The 19248-nt window shown below is 57.5% G+C and carries 19 protein-coding genes and 1 pseudogene; 8 read left to right on the forward strand and 12 right to left on the reverse strand.

From position 1 onward, the window contains the following. Nucleotides 1–177 precede the first annotated feature (177 nt). The 7 genes from LOY35_RS11925 to LOY35_RS11955 all read right to left on the reverse strand — a co-directional run bounded on the left by LOY35_RS11925 (nucleotide 178) and on the right by LOY35_RS11955 (nucleotide 5668). Complete coding sequence (locus LOY35_RS11925) at nucleotides 178–942, reverse strand: ABC transporter ATP-binding protein (protein ID WP_025214432.1); 765 nt, start codon at nucleotides 940–942, stop codon at nucleotides 178–180. Nucleotides 943–958: 16 nt separating this feature from the next. Beyond that, nucleotides 959–1669: an ABC transporter permease gene (locus LOY35_RS11930; protein ID WP_053121601.1), complete on the reverse strand. Its 711-nt coding sequence runs from the start codon at nucleotides 1667–1669 to the stop codon at nucleotides 959–961. Beyond that, nucleotides 1666–2385 (reverse strand): ABC transporter permease, encoded by a 720-nt coding sequence (locus tag LOY35_RS11935; protein WP_025214430.1) that lies wholly within the window; start codon nucleotides 2383–2385, stop codon nucleotides 1666–1668. Before LOY35_RS11935 ends, LOY35_RS11930 begins: the two co-directional genes overlap by 4 nt. Before the next feature lie 55 nt (nucleotides 2386–2440). Beyond that, on the reverse strand, nucleotides 2441–3223 hold the full coding sequence (locus LOY35_RS11940) for a transporter substrate-binding domain-containing protein (RefSeq protein ID WP_043042098.1): 783 nt from the start codon (nucleotides 3221–3223) through the stop codon (nucleotides 2441–2443). Between the two features lie 368 nt (nucleotides 3224–3591). Continuing rightward, nucleotides 3592–4329 carry a histidine utilization repressor gene (hutC, locus tag LOY35_RS11945; RefSeq protein ID WP_039011359.1) on the reverse strand — a complete coding sequence of 246 codons (738 nt, stop codon included), beginning with the start codon at nucleotides 4327–4329 and terminating at the stop codon, nucleotides 3592–3594. Beyond that, nucleotides 4329–5465, reverse strand: a complete 1137-nt coding sequence (locus LOY35_RS11950) for an aminotransferase class I/II-fold pyridoxal phosphate-dependent enzyme (protein WP_258632707.1) — start codon at nucleotides 5463–5465, stop codon at nucleotides 4329–4331. Before LOY35_RS11950 ends, hutC begins: the two co-directional genes overlap by 1 nt. Continuing rightward, nucleotides 5462–5668, reverse strand: coding sequence for a hypothetical protein (locus LOY35_RS11955; protein WP_095962583.1), 207 nt, complete (start codon nucleotides 5666–5668; stop codon nucleotides 5462–5464). Before LOY35_RS11955 ends, LOY35_RS11950 begins: the two co-directional genes overlap by 4 nt. Before the next feature lie 458 nt (nucleotides 5669–6126). On the opposite strand from LOY35_RS11955, the gene LOY35_RS11960 reads away from it, so the two are divergent. From LOY35_RS11960 to LOY35_RS28550, 4 genes and pseudogenes are all read left to right on the forward strand, one after another. Continuing rightward, complete coding sequence (locus LOY35_RS11960) at nucleotides 6127–6474, forward strand: RidA family protein (protein WP_025214425.1); 348 nt, start codon at nucleotides 6127–6129, stop codon at nucleotides 6472–6474. Between the two features lie 12 nt (nucleotides 6475–6486). Beyond that, a complete protein-coding gene (locus LOY35_RS11965; RefSeq protein WP_258632710.1) occupies nucleotides 6487–7722 on the forward strand; it encodes an FAD-binding oxidoreductase in 1236 nt (411 codons plus the stop codon). Between the two features lie 247 nt (nucleotides 7723–7969). Next, nucleotides 7970–8983: pseudogene (locus tag LOY35_RS28545) on the forward strand (cache domain-containing protein); the annotation flags it as partial. Between the two features lie 96 nt (nucleotides 8984–9079). Further along, nucleotides 9080–9847: a methyl-accepting chemotaxis protein gene (locus LOY35_RS28550; RefSeq protein WP_377589069.1), complete on the forward strand. Its 768-nt coding sequence runs from the start codon at nucleotides 9080–9082 to the stop codon at nucleotides 9845–9847. Nucleotides 9848–10057: 210 nt separating this feature from the next. On the opposite strand, the gene LOY35_RS11975 is transcribed toward LOY35_RS28550, so the two are convergent. The 5 genes from LOY35_RS11975 to LOY35_RS11995 form a co-directional block, all read right to left on the reverse strand. Then, nucleotides 10058–12208 (reverse strand): TonB-dependent siderophore receptor, encoded by a 2151-nt coding sequence (locus LOY35_RS11975; RefSeq protein ID WP_258632714.1) that lies wholly within the window; start codon nucleotides 12206–12208, stop codon nucleotides 10058–10060. 72 nt (nucleotides 12209–12280) lie between these two features. Next, nucleotides 12281–12670, reverse strand: coding sequence for a DUF2946 family protein (locus tag LOY35_RS11980; RefSeq protein WP_258632716.1), 390 nt, complete (start codon nucleotides 12668–12670; stop codon nucleotides 12281–12283). Between the two features lie 61 nt (nucleotides 12671–12731). Continuing rightward, the gene (locus LOY35_RS11985) at nucleotides 12732–13307 is read right to left on the reverse strand and encodes a c-type cytochrome (protein WP_052239506.1); all 576 of its coding nucleotides are present in this window, start codon (nucleotides 13305–13307) and stop codon (nucleotides 12732–12734) included. Beyond that, nucleotides 13294–14601 (reverse strand): sulfite dehydrogenase, encoded by a 1308-nt coding sequence (soxC, locus tag LOY35_RS11990; protein ID WP_258632719.1) that lies wholly within the window; start codon nucleotides 14599–14601, stop codon nucleotides 13294–13296. Before soxC ends, LOY35_RS11985 begins: the two co-directional genes overlap by 14 nt. A gap of 185 nt (nucleotides 14602–14786) precedes the next feature. Next, nucleotides 14787–15404: a TetR/AcrR family transcriptional regulator gene (locus LOY35_RS11995; protein WP_258632721.1), complete on the reverse strand. Its 618-nt coding sequence runs from the start codon at nucleotides 15402–15404 to the stop codon at nucleotides 14787–14789. 192 nt (nucleotides 15405–15596) lie between these two features. On the opposite strand from LOY35_RS11995, the gene LOY35_RS12000 reads away from it, so the two are divergent. The 4 genes from LOY35_RS12000 (at nucleotide 15597) to LOY35_RS12015 (ending at nucleotide 19215) form a co-directional block, all read left to right on the forward strand. Beyond that, on the forward strand, nucleotides 15597–16490 hold the full coding sequence (locus LOY35_RS12000) for a DMT family transporter (protein ID WP_258632722.1): 894 nt from the start codon (nucleotides 15597–15599) through the stop codon (nucleotides 16488–16490). A 104-nt stretch (nucleotides 16491–16594) separates the two neighbouring features. After that, nucleotides 16595–17395 carry an AraC family transcriptional regulator gene (locus LOY35_RS12005; protein WP_258633575.1) on the forward strand — a complete coding sequence of 267 codons (801 nt, stop codon included), beginning with the start codon at nucleotides 16595–16597 and terminating at the stop codon, nucleotides 17393–17395. A gap of 57 nt (nucleotides 17396–17452) precedes the next feature. After that, a complete protein-coding gene (locus tag LOY35_RS12010) occupies nucleotides 17453–18877 on the forward strand; it encodes an FAD-binding oxidoreductase (protein ID WP_258632724.1) in 1425 nt (474 codons plus the stop codon). Next, the gene (locus LOY35_RS12015; RefSeq protein WP_258632726.1) at nucleotides 18874–19215 is read left to right on the forward strand and encodes a cupin domain-containing protein; all 342 of its coding nucleotides are present in this window, start codon (nucleotides 18874–18876) and stop codon (nucleotides 19213–19215) included. The genes LOY35_RS12010 and LOY35_RS12015 overlap by 4 nt, the downstream gene beginning before the upstream one ends. The last annotated feature ends 33 nt before the right edge of the window (nucleotides 19216–19248 follow it).

Here is a 19248-nt window from a genome sequence, read left to right on the forward strand (position 1 = left end):
CTGGGCGCGCTGTGACAGTTTCAGCCAGGGATCATGAGCTGAGCCATAGCAAGGCGCTGGGATTGCTCTCGCACGGGGCTCTTCTAGTCAACAGAACGGCGAACCATTTCGGCCTCAATCGCGCCTGAGAACATTTTTCAGGCGCGGTAAGCGACCAGCCGGCTTAAGGCACTTCGGTTATTTCAGATTGCCGCTGAGAAATTGCTGCAAACGCTCGCTCTTGGGGTTCCCCAGCACTTCCTCAGGCGGTCCTTGCTCTTCTACGAGCCCTTGGTGCAAGAACAACACCTGGTTCGATACCTTACGAGCGAAGCTCATTTCGTGCGTCACCATGATCATGGTTCGGCCTTCTTCGGCGAGGCCCTGAATGACCTTCAGCACTTCTCCTACTAGTTCAGGGTCCAGGGCAGACGTCGGTTCGTCGAACAGCATGATTTCCGGTTCCATGGCCAGCGCCCGGGCTATCGCGACGCGCTGCTGCTGGCCGCCCGAGAGAAAGGCCGGGTATTGATCGGCAACTCGCGATGGTAAACCAACCTTGTCCAGGTAACGCCGAGCCAGCTCCTCTGCATCCTTCTTGCTGACCCCCAACACTCGGCGAGGGGCCATTGTGATGTTGTCGAGCACGGTCATGTGGCTCCACAGATTGAAATGCTGGAATACCATCGCCAGTCGCGTGCGCAGTCGCTGCAGTTCATCTGCGTTTGCAACGCGCATGCCGTGGTGGTCATGGATCATGCGTATCGGCTGATTGTCGAGACTCATGGCGCCGTTGCTAGGGATTTCCAGAAAATTGATACAGCGCAAAAAGGTGCTTTTGCCCGACCCGCTGGCACCGATCAGGCTAATGACGTCGCCGGCCTTTGCGTTCAGTGAAACACCCTTGAGGACTTCGTGGTCGCCATAACTTTTATGCAGGTTTTCTACGGTCAGTTTGTACATATTCAAGCACCCTGAATTAATGAGCTGGGCCGAGGAACGACAGCCAACGGCGCTCAGCCAGACGGAACAGACCGACCAGAGAGAAAGTGATAGTGAGGTAAATCGCTGCGGCGATGCCGAACGATTGGAAGGTCAGAAATGTTGCTGAATTGGCATCTCTGGCAACCTTGAGGATGTCCGGTACCGTGGCGGTGAAAGCGACCGTGGTGGAATGCAGCATCAGTATCACTTCGTTGCTGTAGTTCGGCAGTGAGCGACGCAATGCAGACGGCATGATGATGTAGGTGTAAAGCTTCCATCCTCGAAGCCCAAAGGCCTTTGCTGCTTCGACTTCACCATGATTCATGTTGCGAATCGCCCCGGAGAAGATCTCCGTGGTGTAGGCGCAAGTGTTCAAGGCAAAGGCCAGGATGGTGCAGTTCAATGCATCGCGAAAGAATGCATCAAGCAGCGGTTGGGAGCGCACCGCAGCGAGGCTGTAGATGCCGGTGTAGCAGATCAATAGCTGTATATACAGAGGCGTGCCACGGAACAAATAGGTATAGAACTGCACGGGCCAGCGCACGAAAAGGTTGCTTGATACCCTGGCAATCGACAGCGGGACCGCCATCAAGAAGCCGAAGAAGAGCGAGGCACTGAGCAGCCATAGTGTCATCGCCAAGCCCGTGATGTGATAACCATCGTGGTACAGGAAGGGTTTCCAATATTCTTGCAATAGCTCGATCATCGCACGGCCTCCCGAGTTCCTGCGGCGTAAAAACTTTCCAGCCTGCGCAAGACATAGTTTGATGCGGTGGTGATAACCAAATAGATCAACGCTGCAAGGACCAAGAAGAAGAACAGTTGATAGGAACTCTTTCCTGCATCCTGGGCAACCTTGACCAAGTCAGCCAGACCAATGATCGAGACCAGTGCGGTCGCTTTCAGGATCACCATCCAGTTGTTGCCAATGCCCGGTAATGCAAAGCGCATCATTTGCGGGAAAAGCACCAGGCGGAATCGTTGGGCGCGGGTCAGGCCATAGGCCGTGGCTGCTTCTAATTGCCCCTTTGGAACGGCGAGAATCGCTCCGCGGAAGGTTTCGGTGAAATACGCACCGTAGATGAAGCCCAGGGTGATGACCCCTGCGCTGAACGGATTGATTTCGATATATTCCCAGCCAAAGGCATCGGTCAGATTCGTCAGCCACGTCTGAAGGCTATAGAAGATCAGCAGCATCAAGACCAGGTCGGGCACGCCGCGGATAAGCGTGGTGTAGGCTTGCGCAGGGATGCGTAGCAAGGCTGACTTCGAGAGTTTCGCGCTGGCACCGATCAATCCCAGGCCCACGCTCAGCAACAAGCACAGTGCGGACAATTTGACAGTCATCCAGGAGCCTTGCAGCAACAGCGGGCCGAAACCCTTTAGGCTGAAGCCTAGAGTCTGCAATAGGTTTTCTAGCATTGGACAGCCCTTCGTCAATCAAGAAAAACGCCCATCCGAAAATGGGCGCAGCGTGTTATTTACCGCTGTAGATATTCTGATCACCAAAGTGTTTTTTCTGAATGGCTACATAGCTGCCATCCTCATGCAGTGCCTTGATGCCTTTGTTTAGCAGGGCCTTGAGGTCGGCGTTGCCTTGGGCGAGACCTACCGCGGTTTTCGCGGGCAACAGTTCATGCTCGACTGCTTTACTTACCTCAAAATTCGCCCCTTGCGGCGACTTCAAGAAGCCCATTTCGGCTTGCAACATATTCTGGATCGAGGCATCGAGACGGCCAGTCACCAAGTCCGAATAGACCTGATCCTGGTTGGCATAGGCTTGGGTTTTGACCCCGGCTTTGTTCAGTACGGCCTTGGCATAAGCTTCCTCGGTGGTGCCTTGCTCATAACCAACCGTCTTGCCGACGAGCGTCTTGATATCTTCGGTCAGCCCAGAGCCTTTCTTGAAAACGAAGGAGGTGGGAACGGAGAACAGCTCATCGGAGAAATCGATGACCTTTTCGCGCGAGGATGTCACGGTCATGGCGGAGATCACGCCGTCGAATTTGTTGGCTTTCAGGCCGGGAATCATGCCGTCAAAATCACTCTCGACCCATTTGCACTTCACTTTCAATTCAGCACAAATCGCATTGCCTAAGTCGATATCGAAGCCCACCAGGCTACCGTCGGCAGCTTTGGACTCGAAGGGGGCATAAGAGGGGTCAACGCCGAACCGCAACTCCTTGTACTCCTTGGCCGAGGCAAAGCTGCCAGCCACACACAACGCCAGTACAGAGAGGGTCAAAATAGATTTTTTCATTGTTTTTATTCCTAAGGACCAAAGAGCGCTTGAGCGCACGGATGCGGTACGGAGCTCGTGTGTGTCGCTATGGGAGTGGTACACAGAGCCCATTTTTTCGTTTAAGCGTGTCGAGGTGACGGATCGACTTTACCGCGTAAATACATACTTGTACATACAGGCATAGCCAATCAAGCAGCCATTTATCTGCTCGGATGTGTATGGGTGGAAAAAGGGCTGGAAACGCTGAGGGGAGGGGGTGATCAGTTTCGTTTTTTCCGGTCACTACGGGCGTAGGGCCTGGGTCTATTGTGATGTATGAATCAGAAAGCGACCGACGCCCTTTGGAAGCGGCGCTGGTCAAGTTTTACGGCAGATGTGTCGAAGAGTCAGACGTCTCTGTGCGCTGCATTCATGGGTAAGCGACTACCCAGTCGATAGCGGGAGGAGGGGTGGACGAGCCGCACAAAGGTGACAATTTTGTTTTGGCTCCAAGTCCGGCGTATGAGGGCCAGGCAAGGTTCGGTTGCATCGATTTGCAGATGTTTGCTCTCCTCTGCGCTGGGGTGGCAGGCCTCTACGATATGTTCCATTTCGTCGGGCTTGATGACTTGCAAAAGGTATTTGGCCGGTTGCAGGTGTTCGCCGAATTTTTGTTTCAGGAACTCTGGCACCAGCTCGGGATTGACGTAACGATCCTCAAGCTGCACTGGCACGTCTTCTTCGCTGTGCGCACAAACCAGATGAAAAACCGAAGAGCCCGTGGGCAGGCCCAGGGCGGAAGCGACTGACATCGATGCGGATTCGCGTCCCAGGTGCAGGACGCGACAGCCGTAACTATGACCCCGAGCGAGAATCTCGTCAGCGATGTTGGTGATGCGCAACAGGTTCGATTGCGGCTTGCTTTCGGCTACGAATGTTCCAACACCTGAAATCCGCACCAATAGACCTTCTTCGGTCAGCTCGCGCAGGGCTCGATTGACGGTCATGCGCGAGATGCCCAGCTCTTGCACCAACTGGTTCTCTGAATAGATCAGGTCGCCAGGTTTCCAAACGCCCGCTCGAAGTTGGTCCAGCACAAAATCCTTCGCGCGTCGGTAGAGCGCTTGTGGTGCATTTTTGATCATCAGTCGGTCCGTGTCTCTTGTGCGGCAAGGACTCTTGCCAAGGAATGGAGGAAAAGATCGTTATCCTCACAGCTTCCTATAGATACCCGCAAGTACTGAGTATATCCCGCTTCGCGCCAAGGCTTGATGATGACCCCTTCGCGCAGCAATGCCTGGTTGATGACTTCGGCAGGATAAGGGGTGCTGAAAAAGAGGAAGTTAGCCATGGAGGGGGCAGTTGTGATGCCTTGCTCTTGCAGTGCGATCTCCAGTCGTCGGCGTTCGCTGGCGACGTGGGAGAGGCCGGCATTCAGATGATTTTCATCGGCCAGCGCGGCGACCGCAGCGGCTTGGGCCACTCGGTTGACATTGAAGGGGGTGCGCAGGCGATTGATCAAATCGGCCAGTAGCGGGTCGCTGACGATGCCATAGCCGATGCGTAAACCTGCCAATGAATAGGCCTTGGAGAAGGTTCGAAGCAGGATAAACGGCTTGCCGCTGGCCTGGATCAAGCCGAGGCAGTCTGGGTACTCAGGCTCCCATTGAGCGTATTCGTAATAGGCTTCGTCAAACACCAGCAAGCATTTGGGAGGTAATGCATCGAGCAATTGCTTCAATTCGATTGCGCTCAAGGTGCAGCCAACCGGATTGGAGGGGCAGGAAAACATCAGCACATGGGTATGCGGTGTAAGGGCGGAAATCATCGCCGCCACGTCAAAAGTGCCTTGGTCGGTCATGGGAACACCGATTACCCGAGCGCCGGCTGCCACTGGAAAAATGAAATGCAAACCGAATGAGGGCACCACGGTAACCACTTCATCATCATGGTCCAGAAACACTCGACTGATGACACTCAGCAAATCCTCAGAACCGTTGCCGAACACGAAGCGATCTTCCGGAACATCAAGTTTTTCCGAGAGTGCGGAGCGCAGTGCCTGGCAGCCAGAGTCGGGGTACAGCGCAATCTCATGACAGGCTTGGGTGGTCGCGGCGTTGACAGCGGGGGCGGTGCCCATTGGGTTTTCATTGCTGCCCAATTTAGCGACGCGTGTCAGACCGAAGCGTTTGCGCACTGCATCAGAGGCGAGGCCGGCGTTGTAACTGGCCAATTCGCGTACTTCAGCGCGAGCAAGCAGGGTCAGGTCGTTGGCGTTCATACAAGGCTAACCTCTCGGGAATTTTGCTGGAAGGTATTGCGATCTGGATGGTTCCGCAGGGGACGCTGCGGGCTCGGCTGTTCAGCGCTTTGACGGATTTCGTGCGGGAGGCTGTAGTGGAAGAGTGTCGCCAATTCGGCGATCCGGCCTGCGGGGCTCATCCCTTCGGTAGTCGCGGCAGTCATCGGGTGCAGTTTTTTCATTGATTACCTCTTAGGTGCAGGGCCACAAGGAAGTGTTGCTGTATGATCCTGTATATATAGGTAACGCAATGTTCAGGCCAAGCCTTATCTTTTCTGTTGATCGCTGCTCGTAAACACCTTCCAGGCCAGGGGGTGCTCACATGAATATTTGTTCAGGTGTAACTGAAGGTTGCATCGGAGTGTTTCCGGGGTCTCATTGATGAGTCGAAAGGAAGCGCATGGTAAGGCTTTCTGCGGACAGTATTTTGGACAGAAGCAGTGCTCGATCCACTTCGGATCAGGGGTCTGAACGGATCCTTGTCTAACAGGCACGGTAAGTGCTTAATCCTGTATATACAGAGCCGTCGATCAGGCTTGTAGATCGATTTCCGATCTGCTGTGACACGCTCGGTCGAGTCGATGGCTAAAAGTGGCGTCTGCTATAGGCGCTTTCATAATCCGCTTAGAGAGAGTCCCCCATGACGGTTAGCAATTTGCCCTTTTCAAAAGTCCGCCACAGCCAAGGCCTAGTGTTTTTATCCGGTGAACTGCCGTTCAATGAGGATGGCAGCTTCCCGGAGGGTATCGAGGCACAAACGCGCCTGACCTTGATGCGCATTGCTCAAACACTGGAAGCTGAGTCACTGTCGTTGGATGACGTGGTGAGCGTCACGGTGTACTTGACCGAGCGGAGTAACTTCGCCGAGTTCAACCGGATTTATGCTTCGTTTTTCACGGCCAATTTGCCTGTTCGCGCTACCGTCTGTGCCGGCCTCGTGGTGGATGCGTTGGTTGAAATCAGTGTCATCGCGCAGCAGCGTGCTTGAGTTGGAGGCAGCGTGAACGACAAACAAGTAGTAGTACTGGGCGCCGGCATCGTCGGTATAAGCACGGCCCTGCATCTGCAACGCCGGGGCTGTGCGGTGACCTTGGTAGACAAGGGGCCGCCCGGGCGCGAGACGTCATACGGTAATGCCGGGATCATCCAGCGCGAGGCCGTTGAACCGTACGGGTTCCCAAGGGACCTGGCGAGCCTGATGAGAGTGGTGACCAAGCGCGATATCGGCGTCAACTATCATCTGCGTGCGATGCCGGAGTACATGCCTACGCTGACCAGGTATTGGGCCAACTCAGCGCCAAGGCATTACCGAGCTATTGCGGACGCCTTTCGGACCTTGGTCGAGCATTCAATCAGCGAGCACTCCGAGTTGATCGAGCAAAGCGAGGCCCAACACCTGATCGTGCACAAAGGTTGGATTCAAGCTTTTCGAACCCCGGAAAAATATGAAAAGGCGATGGAGAGCGCCCAGCGTGTGAGTGCGCACGGTGTATTGTCGCAAGCGTTGGACGGCGCCGGGCTCAGGCTCGCAGAACCCGCTTTGGGTGAAGCTCTCGTTGGGGGGATTCACTGGCTTCAACCTTGGACCTGTGTTGATCCGGGAGAGCTGGTGCAACGCTATGCCGAGCTCTTCTTGCGTGAGGGCGGACAGTTTGAACGCGGCGATGCCCGTTCATTGCGCCAAGCGGGAGCTGGCTGGCGAGTCTCCACCGAGTCCGGGCCGGTCGAAGCATCACAGGTCGTCGTGGCGCTTGGTCCTTGGGCCCAAGAGTTGCTGAGGCCCATGGGTTACCGCATCCCGTTGTTTATCAAGCGTGGTTATCACGCCCATTTCGCCGACGGGGCAAACTTGAGTCGCCCGGTGCTTGATACCGAGCAAGGCTACATGTTGGCGCCGATGAAGCGTGGTGTGCGTCTATCTACGGGGGCCGAATTCGCCCGTCTCGATGCGCCTCTGACCCCAGTGCAGCTAGGGAAGGCCGAAAGCGCGGCCCGACAACTCTTGGCATTGGGATCTCAGGTTGAGCGGACGCCATGGAGCGGTGCGCGACCTTGTACCGTTGATATGAAACCGGTCATTGGTGCCGCGCCGTCGCATAAGGGGCTCTGGTTCAACTTCGGCCATGCTCATCAAGGTTTTACGCTAGGTCCGGTCAGTGGCCGGCTGCTTGCGGAATTAATGATGGGAGAAACACCAGTGGTCGAGCCGGCACCCTTCGCTCCTGGGCGTTTCTGAATTGACGATGCGTCGGCCTTCTCGTCCCTCCTCTTGAGAGGAGGGCAGGCATTATCTGAAAGAAAAATGACGACCGAATTGTCTCGTTTCCACGTCGTGTGAGCAACGTTTACAGCACTCGCCGCGGGCGCTTTTACCCATGGGCGCCCACGTTCCATCTGCCTGCCCAGGAATACTCATGAACATCAAACAGAAACTCACGTGGGCGTTTGCCGCTATCGCCTGCGCGCCAGTCATATTGGTCGCAATGGTTGTCGTACTGAACTTGCGTAGCGCAGCGCAAGCCAGTTTCCTGGATAGCAGTGGCCGCGAAATCAGGCAGATTGACCGCGGGATGCGGCAGTTTTTCGACAGCATCCGCCAAAACGTCGAATACCTTGCCAAAGACCCTCGGATCGCCAACGTTCAGGGATTGAAGAACTATACGGCCGCTGACGCCCCGAAAACGCCTCTGACGAAGGTCGATCGACAGATCCAGGTGGTATTCGACAGTTTCGCAGAAACCCACCCAACCACGGCTTCCATTTCCCTTGGACTCAATGACGGAGGTTTTGCAGGTTGGCCCGATGACCAGACAATGGCCAGCTACGACCCACGGGTGCGACCTTGGTACAAGGCTGCCATGGAAGCCGCACGAGGCTCAACCGTAAGGACGGGCGCGTATTACTGGGCACCCGATGACATGGTGCTGGTCAGTACGGTCCGCACGATCAATGACGCGAGCGGTGCCCCGGTGGGCGTCGTTGGCGTGGACGTATCGCTCAAGCAACTGACTGAATTGGTCAAAGCCATCAAGTTGGGCAAGAGTGGTTACCTGATGTTGGTCGAGGCCAATGGCAATGTCTTGGTCGATCCCGCAAATGCCAAAAACAATTTCAAGCCGTTAGGTGAGCTAGGACCCGGCTATGCCGAATTGGCCAAAAGCGCTGATGGGGTGACTCAAGTCGAGATCGATGGTGTGCCATACATGGTCAACGTCCTGAGTTCCGATGGCCTGGGTTGGCGTTTTATTGGCCTGATCAAGCGTGATGAAGTGATGGCCGACGCCATGAGCCTGACCTGGTTGATTGCAGCCATCGCTGTTGCATTGGCCGTGGTGTTCGCCATCGTTGGTGCTGGTTTTGCCAGCGTGATCGTGCGCCCGATTCGTGGCGTGGCTGATGGGTTGCAAGAGATTGCCGAAGGTGAAGGTGACCTTACACGTCAACTCCAAGTACGGGGCAAGGACGAAACTGCCAACCTGGCCGGTTGGTTCAATCAGTTTCTAAGCATGATCGCTCAGTTGGTGAAGCGTATTGGCAATGCGTCGTCCGATCTGCAAGTCGCTGCCGCTGACACCAACGAAGTCGCCAATAACATGAACCTGGCTGCCGGCCGCCAACGTGAGGCGGTGGAATTGGTAAGCACCGCTTTCAATGAAATGCTCGCCACTGCCAATGAGGTCGCACGTTCCTGCAGTGCCGCGGCGTCGAGTGCTGATGAAGGCTACCGCGACGTGCACGATGGCCAGAAGCAAATCAGCGAAGCCACCGGCAGCGTGCTCAAGCTCAGTGAGGAGCTGCAGGTATCGACCCAGACCATGCATCTGCTCGAGCAAGACAGCAATAACATCAATGCGATTCTCGACACCATTCGCTCGATTGCCGAGCAGACCAACTTGCTGGCGCTCAACGCCGCCATCGAAGCCGCCCGTGCGGGTGATCAAGGGCGTGGCTTTGCAGTGGTCGCGGATGAAGTTCGCGCCTTGGCTCGTCGCACCTCCGACTCTACCGGCGAAATAGACAGCCTACTGGGTAACCTCGCTCGCCGCACCCAGGAAGTCACCCAGCAGATGCAAGGCAGCCTGCAAGCGTCCCAGGCTAGCGTGCAGCGGATCCAGCGGGCCCGCGACAGCTTCGACAAGATCCGCGCTTCAGTGGACTCGATTCGCGACCAGAACACCCAGATCGCCACGGCGGCAGAGGAGCAGCATCAAGTGGCGGAGGAGATCAATCGGCACATCGCACAGATCCACGCCGATGCGCAGATGGTAGAGGAGTTCGCGCATTCAGCCCATGCCGGATCGGGGCGAATGACGGCCATTTCTGGCCAGCTTCAAGGATTGGTCGGGCGCTTCAAGTTTTAGTCCGTACGAACAATGGACGCTCAATTGCCGATTAGAGGGTAAGCCCCATGAGCGTTGAGCCCAGAGAAAAAACAGTGAAAGCCGCCGTCCCTGGCGGTCCCGTCCAGCGGGCCATTCAAACAGGCTGATCAACGCGGGAAGGCCTGCGCTCCGAATCATGATTAGACCTGTCAGGTCGCCAGACCGTGTGCTGCATTCCGTTCGGGGTCGTCAGTACTTCCACTGCACAGCGACTTCCAGACTGCGCGGCTCGCCCACGTAATACTGGGTGTTGCTCTGGTGGATGAAACGGGCATAGACCTCGTCGGTCAGGTTGCGCAGGCGCGCGCTGACCTGTACGTGTTTGTCCAGATCGTGGGTCATGGACAAACCATAGACAGTGTACGAGGGCACCCAGGTCGTATTGGCGGTGTTAGCGTAGACCGACGACACATAGCGCACGTCGGCCCCGAGCTGCCAGTCAGGAGCCACGTCATAGGTCAGCCAGAGATTGGCTACGCGGTCGGGAATGTTCACCGGATTCTTGCCTTTGCGCGAGAACACAACACCGGCGATGGTTTCATTGAACTCGTCGTACTCAGCCCTTACCCAACTGAAGTTACCGGCCGCCAATAGCTTGGGCGTGATCTTGAATGAAGCGGCCAGCTCTATGCCGGTGGAGGTTTGTTGACCCGCTTGTTCGGTGGTGTTGGGCACCGTCGAGGAGGGGACGGAGATGTTTTTGCGCACGATGCGGTAGGCCGCGGCGGTGGCCGAGCCGCGACCGTCAAGAAAATCGAACTTGCTGCCCACCTCGAATTGGCGACCGGTGCTCAAGTCGAAGTTGCTCACCTGGGCAATGGAGGCGCTGGTAAGCGTCCCTCCCGGCGGCTCGGCCGAGGTACTGTATTGGGTATAAAGGCTGACATTCGACGTTAGGTCGTACACCAGGCCCAGGCGTCCCGTGATTGCATCCCAACGCTTGTCGAGCCTGGCCTGCGCCGCATGATCGACGATCTCGAAGTCGATATGGTCATAGCGCAGCGCAGTGATCAGCGCCAGTTGCTCGGTCAGGCGCGTGCGGTTCTCGACGAACGCCGACGAGGTATCGGTCCACGTGCTGCGACCTTTAGTGCGCGGTGCATCCATCCCCGGAATGTCCAGGAAGTGGCCCGGCTCGAAGCCATCTGGATCGATGGTGTCGAAGGCGCCTTTGGACAACGGGTAATTGGTTTGCTGGTTGGTGTTGTAATCCACGCCCAGCGCCCAATCGCTGGCCAGGCCGAACAGTTGAGCCTGGTGAGTCAGCTCGAAGCGGTCACCGTTGACCTCCTGGTCGTGCCGCTGGCGGTAACCGCCGGAGCGGGCGATGGCGCTGTTGTCGCTGTTGTAGCGGTAGACCTCAAGGTTGCGGTAATCGCGCTGGCCATCGTAGTGGTAGAAGGTATTGCGCAACTGGGTATTGTCGTCCAACTGGTAGTCCGTGATCGAGCGTATCCAGCGGGTGCGCTGCTCGTAGCGACCGTCCTCGACGTTGTAGTTGTTGAAGCGGTTGTGCTTGTCGATCTGCAGCTTGCCGGTCAGCGGTTGCAGTACCGGCGTGCCCCAGTAGGGACTGTCTTCCTTCTCTTCCAGGTATTCGATCGCCAGCGTATGGGAGAGTCGGTCGTTGATGTCGCTGAGCAGCGAGAAGGCCAGGTTGCCCGCACCGTTCTCCTGGCGATCTATGTAGCCGTTGCTGCTGGTGCGGCTATAGTCGAGGCGCGCATAGTGGCGCGGGCCATCGCCGCTGTTGAGCGCTTTATTGAAGCCGACCGCGGTTTCCCAGGTGTCGTAGCGACCGTAGCTCATCCGGCCTTCGAAGGTATCTTCCTCGCGGTTGGCAAGTTTGGTGATCACGTTCAGGCTGCCACCCACGGCACCGCTGCCGTTGAGGAACGAGGACGGGCCGCCGAGCAATTCCACCCGGTCATAAATCCAGGCGCCGACCGGACGTGCTGCGCCGCCGTATTGCAGATTGATGCCGTTGAACAACTGGCTGATCTGGGCGCCGTTGAAGCCGCGGTACGATACATAGCCGCCCCAGCCGGGTGGCGCAGAAGCGTTAACCCCAGGCAGAGCGTTCGCCGCGTCTTGAAAGTTGCGTGCGCCGATACGTTCTATCGTCTTGCGATCGGCCACGCTTACAGAGGCGGGATTTTCCCGGGCACTGAGATTCAGGCGCGAGCCGCTTTCGATGGGGGTATCCAGGTCCAGGCGGGTGGCCGGTTTCGGCTGGTCGGCCGAGGCATTGATGTAACTGGTGGGTAAGTTCAGGGCAGTGTCTTGCGCCCACGCGCAGGTGCTGCCCGCGAGCAGCGCTAAAGTGGTCAAGCGAAACATGAAGAGCTTCCTGGCTTAATTCGATGAGCACACACCCCGCCGCGCTTGATGCAGCGGCGGGTGGTGAAGATGTCAGAGCGCGGGAAGCAGGGCGGGGGAGGCGCGAGGATTGATCAAGGGCCATCGCTGCCTGGGTTGGCAACGGGTCGGTTGTGCGGGCAAGGGCTTGGCTGGCTCGCCGGCAAGCAGGGCGAGCAGCCCGAAAAACGCCGCCAGCAGGATCGCACCGAACAGGCTCGCAATGACGCAATCAGCGACGACGGGCAGCGAAGGGGCGGGCACATCCTGCAGGCCCTCGAATATTGCCCCGCCGTCAGTAGAGCAAAACAGTCCGCCGTCCAAACCGCTCAATCGCAAGCCGGCCATTTGTCCATGGCCCATCGCACACAGCAACGAACCGAACAGGATGCTGAAGTACAGCACCCAGGCAATCATCGATTTTTCGCGGCTGGCCAGCTTCATCAGCAAAGCTCGTTGAGAAGGAACGGTTTATCGGCGAGCGGATTTTACATTTTTTGATCCGTCAGTGAGCTTTTAAACAGTTCGACATACAGGCAACCGCCTTGCTGTCCGGTCTGTCGTCGGTATAAAAACCGTCTCGATTCGGCATCTTTACATCCGCCAAGGTCGATGCATCCACGGTCGCGTTGGCGTCCAGCAGTTTGTTCATGTGCAGGATGTAGCCGGTCACCGCATAGACTTGTTCGTTGGACAATGACTGTGGCGCCTGGAAGGGCATGGCTCTTCGGATGTAGTCGAAAAGCGTCGTTGCATAGGGCCAATAGCTGCCGACTGTCTTGAGCGGTTTGTCAGTCGTCAGCGTTCCTGCGCCCCCCGCCAACGCGGGGCCGATGCCACCTTCGAGCTTCACGCCATGACAGCTGACGCAGCTGCTCATGTAGACCTTTTCCCCATCAGCCACCGTTGCGCGCCCTGGAGGCAACGCCTTGCCGTCGGGTGCCACGTCGATGTTCCAACTGGCGATCTGCGCTTCGGTAGCCTTGGTGCCCAAACCGTACTGGGATTGTGCCGAGGCATGGGTCAGCGCACAGGCGCACAGCAAACCGATGAGAAACGATCCACCTTTAAGCCCGTCCATTGGTCACCTCCCCATTGCTGGAAACACGCCACGGTTGCACCGAATTGTTGTGGTAGAAAGAGACCTTGCCACGTTCATCAATCAACTGTTCTAGCATCGGCTGAACATAGCCGGTCTCGTCGATGGCGCGGCTCATGATCATCAATTCCTGGCCGTTCCATTCGAAAGGCGCCCTGAAGACAGTCAGCGCCTTGGTCAGAATGGGCTCCTGTAGCCTGGCTTGCGTCCAGGTATTGCCGCCGTCGACGGAGACATCGACACGGGTGATTTTTCCGTGGCCGCTCCAGGCAATGCCACGCATCTCATGCAGGCCTTTGCGCGTCAGTTTCTGGGTGCCGGAAGGGTAGGTCACCAGCGATTTGCATTCCATGACAAAGGAAAATTTCCGAGCTTTGCCGTTGGCCATCAAGTCGGTGTATTTGGCGGTTTCTTCCCGGCTGTAGGCGGGCGCATCGGTGACATGCAGTCGGCGCAGCCATTTGATGTGGGTATTGCCCTCGTAGCCGGGGACAAACAGGCGCAGCGGATAGCCCTGTTCCGGCCTTAGACGCTCGCCGTTCTGGCTGTAGACCACCATCACATCGTCCAGGCATTTCTCGATGGGAATGCTGCGCGTCATTGCGGCGCCGTCCGCCCCTTCGGCAATGATCCACTTGGCTTGGGGCTTGAGCCCGGCTTCATCCAGCAGGGTCTTCAGGGGAACGCCCGTCCATTCAGCGCAACTCACCAGGCCACTGACCTCGGCGGCGGTTTTGCCCCACGGAGGTAGAAACGATGGATTGCCCGAACACTCCATGAAGTGCACTCGTGACACGGCGGGGAACTGGCGTATCTCGTCCACGGTAAAGATCAAGGCGTTTTCGGTGAGGCCGTGAATTACCAACCGGTGTTCCGCCGGATCGATTTGCGGGACACCCGCATGATGGCGCTCATAGAACAGACCGTTCGGGGTAATGATGCCGTCCAGTTCCTGAAGTGGCGAGGTGCTGTAGGCGGACATCGTGTCCTTCAGGCCGGGATATAGATTTCTGACCGCTTTGGTTTCGAACGTTGAAGGTTTGCCATAAGGGCTTGCCGTGGGGGTGCCAAGGCTACTGGTCCATTGCGGGACTTCAAGGGGCAGGTTCGGATCAAGAGGGGCGACGTTGGTCGTCTCTGCGTTGACCAGGTCGCTATCGCCCAGAGCAAAGGCAGCAGTACCGATAACGGCCCCGCTTTGAATCAAGAAATCCCTGCGAGCCAAAGATGTTTGAGGCATGTCTTGCTTGGCGGGGACCATGGATTTTTTTGTCATTGTTGTTCCCTCTGATTCCTTTGTCGGGCTGGACCCAACGGCGAGTCTATAGACCGATCGGTCGGTCTGTAGGTAAGCCTAGAACGAAAAACGCGCGTGGTCCAGTCGCAAGGACGACCATCGGTGATGGCACGTGAATGAGGGGAGCGAGGAAAGCGGCGCACTTGAAGCGCCGCTGATGACAGTCAAGCCGGGCGCGGCTCAACCTTCAGTCCGGGCAGGAGGGTGTCGCAAAAGAACGTCGCGATGGATTCCGGAGAGCGCGGGCCTCCGGGCTTGATCCACAAGTAGCTGTAGTGGTGGATACCAAGAATAGCCTTCACGGCTAACGAGTCCGATGTGCGGAAGGTCCCCTCGCTCACGCCAGCCTTGAGGATATTCGACCAGAGCTTTTCATACTGCCGGTGCAGGTCGAGCAATTCAGTCTGGCGCTCGCCAATGACCGAATACACTTCTCGAAAACACACCGTCATTTCAGCCAGGTGGGTGACAATAGTGCGCATCACGATGGCCGAGAATTGGCGAAATTTATCTTCTGCAGGCTGGTCGCTCTCGTACAGGGGCGTACCTTCTGCGATGAGCACTCGCAAATACCGGCTGGTGATTTCGAACAGCAATTCTTCCTTGCTGCCGATGTGGTAATACAGCGCGCCTCGAGCCAGGCCAGTGGCTTTTTCCAACTCAGCCATGCCGGTTGCGTGAAACCCGCGCGTCGAGAACAGCTGCGCAGCGATCTTCAGTATCCGCTCCTTAGTGCTTGTTTCAGCAGATTCGGCAGCGACGACGGCGTTCTTTTTTCCCATGGGTCAATTCCAACCGGTTGAGCGCCAATCATACCCATGCGTGCGCGGTGAAGGATACAGACGGGCGAAGCTCATCCCATGGTTGCAGGAAGATAGTTGTATTGACCGATCGGTACAGAGGCGTTTAACGTGTTTTTAAGGGCGCGGTGGCGTCAAGAGTTCTGAGAGCCTGCCTAGGCATTGGGATCGACCATGACAATAAGCAACCCCGTAACGAAGGCGTCCAGCTCGTCAGCCTCGGCAAGATTGATCGCGATGATCTGTTTCGCCATGCTCGCCTTTGCCGCGAACTCCTTGCTGTGCCGCCTGGCGCTTAAGCACACCGACATTGATGCTGCGAGTTTCAGCGTTGTCCGGCTGGCCAGCGGGGCCTTGGTGTTATGGCTGTTGTGTGCCTTGAGGCGGACCTCAACCATAGGCAAAGGCAGTTGGCAGGGGGCCGCTGCCTTGTTCGTTTACGTCTTCGCTTTTTCCTTCGCGTACCGTCATTTGGAGACCGGGACGGGGGCATTGCTGCTGTTTGGCGCGGTTCAGCTGAGCATGGTTCTGTACGGCATGTTCAAAGGCGAGCGGATGCACACGTTGGCAGTCGTTGGGTTTGTGCTGGCGATTGCTGGCTTGGTCAGTCTGCTGCTTCCAGGTGCCGCAGCACCTGACCCCGTTAGCGCACTCACGATGCTGTTATCGGGGGTGGCATGGGGGATCTATTCACTGCTTGGCAAAACTGTCGCCGATCCGCTGACAACCACAGCCGGCAATTTTCTGCGCTCGATTCCCCTGGTCTTGGTTGCAAGTTTGCCGTTTCTCTCAGAGCTGCGTTGGGATCTGCTGGGGATATTTTATGCGGTTCTTTCCGGCGCGCTGGCGTCGGGCGTTGGCTACGCGGTCTGGTACGTCGCGGTGCGTTATCTTGCAGCGTTTCAAGCCGCGACGGTGCAGCTAAGCGTGCCCATCCTGGCTTCGCTGGCGGGCATCGTTTTTCTGGGGGAAAGCCTGAGCGTAAGGATGGTGTTGGCATCCATTGCTGTACTGGGCGGCGTTGCGTTGGTGCTGGGTGGCAAGCATGGCAGAGCCACAGGCAGCTAGAGGCTCCGCTCTCTCAATCATGTGCGCCTGGGCGTGCCTGAGTTTGTTCGCTCAACCACTCAAGGACTAGACTGGTGCCGCCCAGTCATAAGGCCCGTCAACCCATGCTCCTCGTCCCGTCAGATACCGCCGAACAGACAAAGCTCACCCTCGAGGTGGTGCTGCGCTATCACATGGCCTGGAAGCACCGCGACCTGGAGGCGATACTCGCGCTCTATCACCCGCATGTGCAGTACAACGATTTTTTCCAGAACCGCAGCATGGGCCTGACCGAGCTGCGCGCCTACATCACCGGCACGTTGCCGCGCCATCCCGATGAATATCTTGAGCACAATGACCGCATCCGCGCTGACGGCTGCACGGCATTCATCCAGTACCAGACCGCTCTGAAGGGCAGTGGCGAGCGGGTGGTTTTTCGCACCAGCGAAGCGATCACCGTATGTGAGGGTCAGATCCTGCGTGTCAACGAATACGCGTCACTCGTGCGCGACGGCGAGCCGCACGCCGGGCGTCGCGCCCCCGCCATCAGTAAGCTAGGGCTCTCGGCGCGCCAGTTGAGTTTCATGGCGCGAGACTTGGCCGATTACTTTACCCGCCAACAGCCATTCCTGGACCCTGACCTGGATCTTGCTCGGATCGCCAGCGCCACCGGGTACAGCCGTAATCAGTTGTCTTACTTATTGAATCAAGTGCTCGGGCAAAGCTTCTATCGCTACGTGACTCAGGCTCGCTTGGCCTACCTCCTTGAACGCCTCGCCAGTTACGACGAAAACGCACCCATCGATGCCCTCGCAGTGGCTGCCGGATTCAATTCCACCTCGGCGTTCTACAAGGCTTTCCGTAGCCATACCGGCTGCACACCTAAAGCCTGGTTGAAGGCCAATTGCGCGCGTACCCGCAGATAACACAGGCCCCTTCGCTGCGCATTAAGCTCTGTCGGCAATCAAACGACGGAGCAGGTGATGGCTGGTTGGGGTGGTGTGAGTTTGTGGATGGAGCAAGTCGACGAGGCGCTGACGCCGCGTCCGGCGTTGCATCAGGATCTGCAAGCCGATGTGGTGATCATCGGTGCCGGCTACAGCGGTCTTTGGACGGCCTATTACCTCAAGCAGCAAGCACCGCACCTGGACATCGTCATAGTTGAAGCACAGATTGCCGGTTTCGGCGCCTCCGGCCGCAATGGCGGCTGGTTGATGGGTAATCTGCTCGGCGAAGACCGACTCCTGGGGCCCTTGCCGGCCGCGCAGCGTCATGCTGGATATCAACTGCTGCACGGAATTCCCGATGAAGTGGCGCGGGTGTGCCACGTCGAAAGCATCGATTGCGAACTGCGTAAAGGCGGAGTGCTGTACTGCGCGGCGCGGTATCCCGAGCAAGAACGGCGCCTGCGCGAACAACTCGCTGCCGCCCGTGCGCAAGGCCTGGGGGAAGACGATTATCGCTGGCTGAGCCCTCAGGCCTTGCGCGAACAATTGAATGTGGCCCAGGCATACGGCGCCTTGTATTCACCTCACTGCGCGACCCTTCAACCTGCCCGGTTGGTACGGGGGCTAGCCGAAGTCGTGGAACGCATGGGTGTGCGCATTTTCGAGCAAAGCGCTGTGCTCGACTGGACGGCAGGCCAAGTTCGAACCGAGCACGGTCGCGTGAGCGCCGAGTGGGTGGTCCCGGCCGTCGAGGGATATGCCAGTGCCTTGCCCCCGTTAAACAAATATCAACTGGCCGCCCAGAGCCTGATCGTTGCAACTGAGCCGCTCCCGGCCGATGTATGGGCCGAAATCGGACTCAGCCGTGGCCAGGCCTTCAGCGAAAACAGTCGACAAGTCACCTACGGTCAGCGCAGCCGCGATGACCGCTTGGTATTTGGTGCCCGCGGTGGCTATCGTTTTGGAGGTCGCCTGCGCAGTGACTTCAACCTCAGTCAGGCCGAACGTGAGTTGCGCCAGTACTTGTTTAGCGAACTATTCCCGGTTTTGCGCAATGTTCGCCTGACTCACGCCTGGGGCGGCAACCTGGGTGTCGCCCGGCATTTTCACCCGCACATGCTGGCCGACCGCCGGCAGAAAATCGCACTCGTCGGTGGCTATGGCGGCGAAGGCGTAGGCGCCAGCAACCTGGGGGGGCGCACGGTGGCGGCGCTGATTCTCGGTCAGGACAACGAACTGACCCGCCAGCCTTGGGTGTTGGGCGACCGTCCGCTGGCCTCGTTGCCACGCTGGGAGCCAGAGCCCCTGCGCTGGCTGGGTTACAACGCCATTATCCAGAGCTTTGTTCATGAAGATCGGATATTGGCCAACCTCCATGCGCCGCGCTGGCGCCGCCAGATGGCTGAGGGCCTGGCTGGTTGCATGGAACGTCTGATGAAGTCCAAGGAGCCGTTCGCATGAAGATCGATCATTTTCGCGACACCCCATGCTTGTCTCTCGGGGAGTCGGGCGCTGTCGGCATGCCGCTGGGCGAGCCGATTTCACAGGTCGCCACGACAAGCGTTGAGCGCGATGACGGCGTCGAGGCTGGCGTGTGGGAATGCACCCCCGGACGCTGGCGGCGCCAGATTGTGCAACAGGAGTTCTGCCATTTCATTCAGGGGCGTTGCACCTTCACCCCGGACGGCGGTGAGGCCCTCCACATCCAGGCCGGTGATGCGTTGATGTTGCCTGCGAACACGACGGGAGTCTGGGACATACAAGAAACCGTTCGCAAAAGCTACGTGCTGATTTTCTGAACTGCCTTCATCCATAACGCTTAGAACAAAGGT

Origin of the sequence: Pseudomonas sp. B21-028 (genome assembly GCF_024749045.1) — a bacterium.
Classification (GTDB): domain Bacteria; phylum Pseudomonadota; class Gammaproteobacteria; order Pseudomonadales; family Pseudomonadaceae; genus Aquipseudomonas.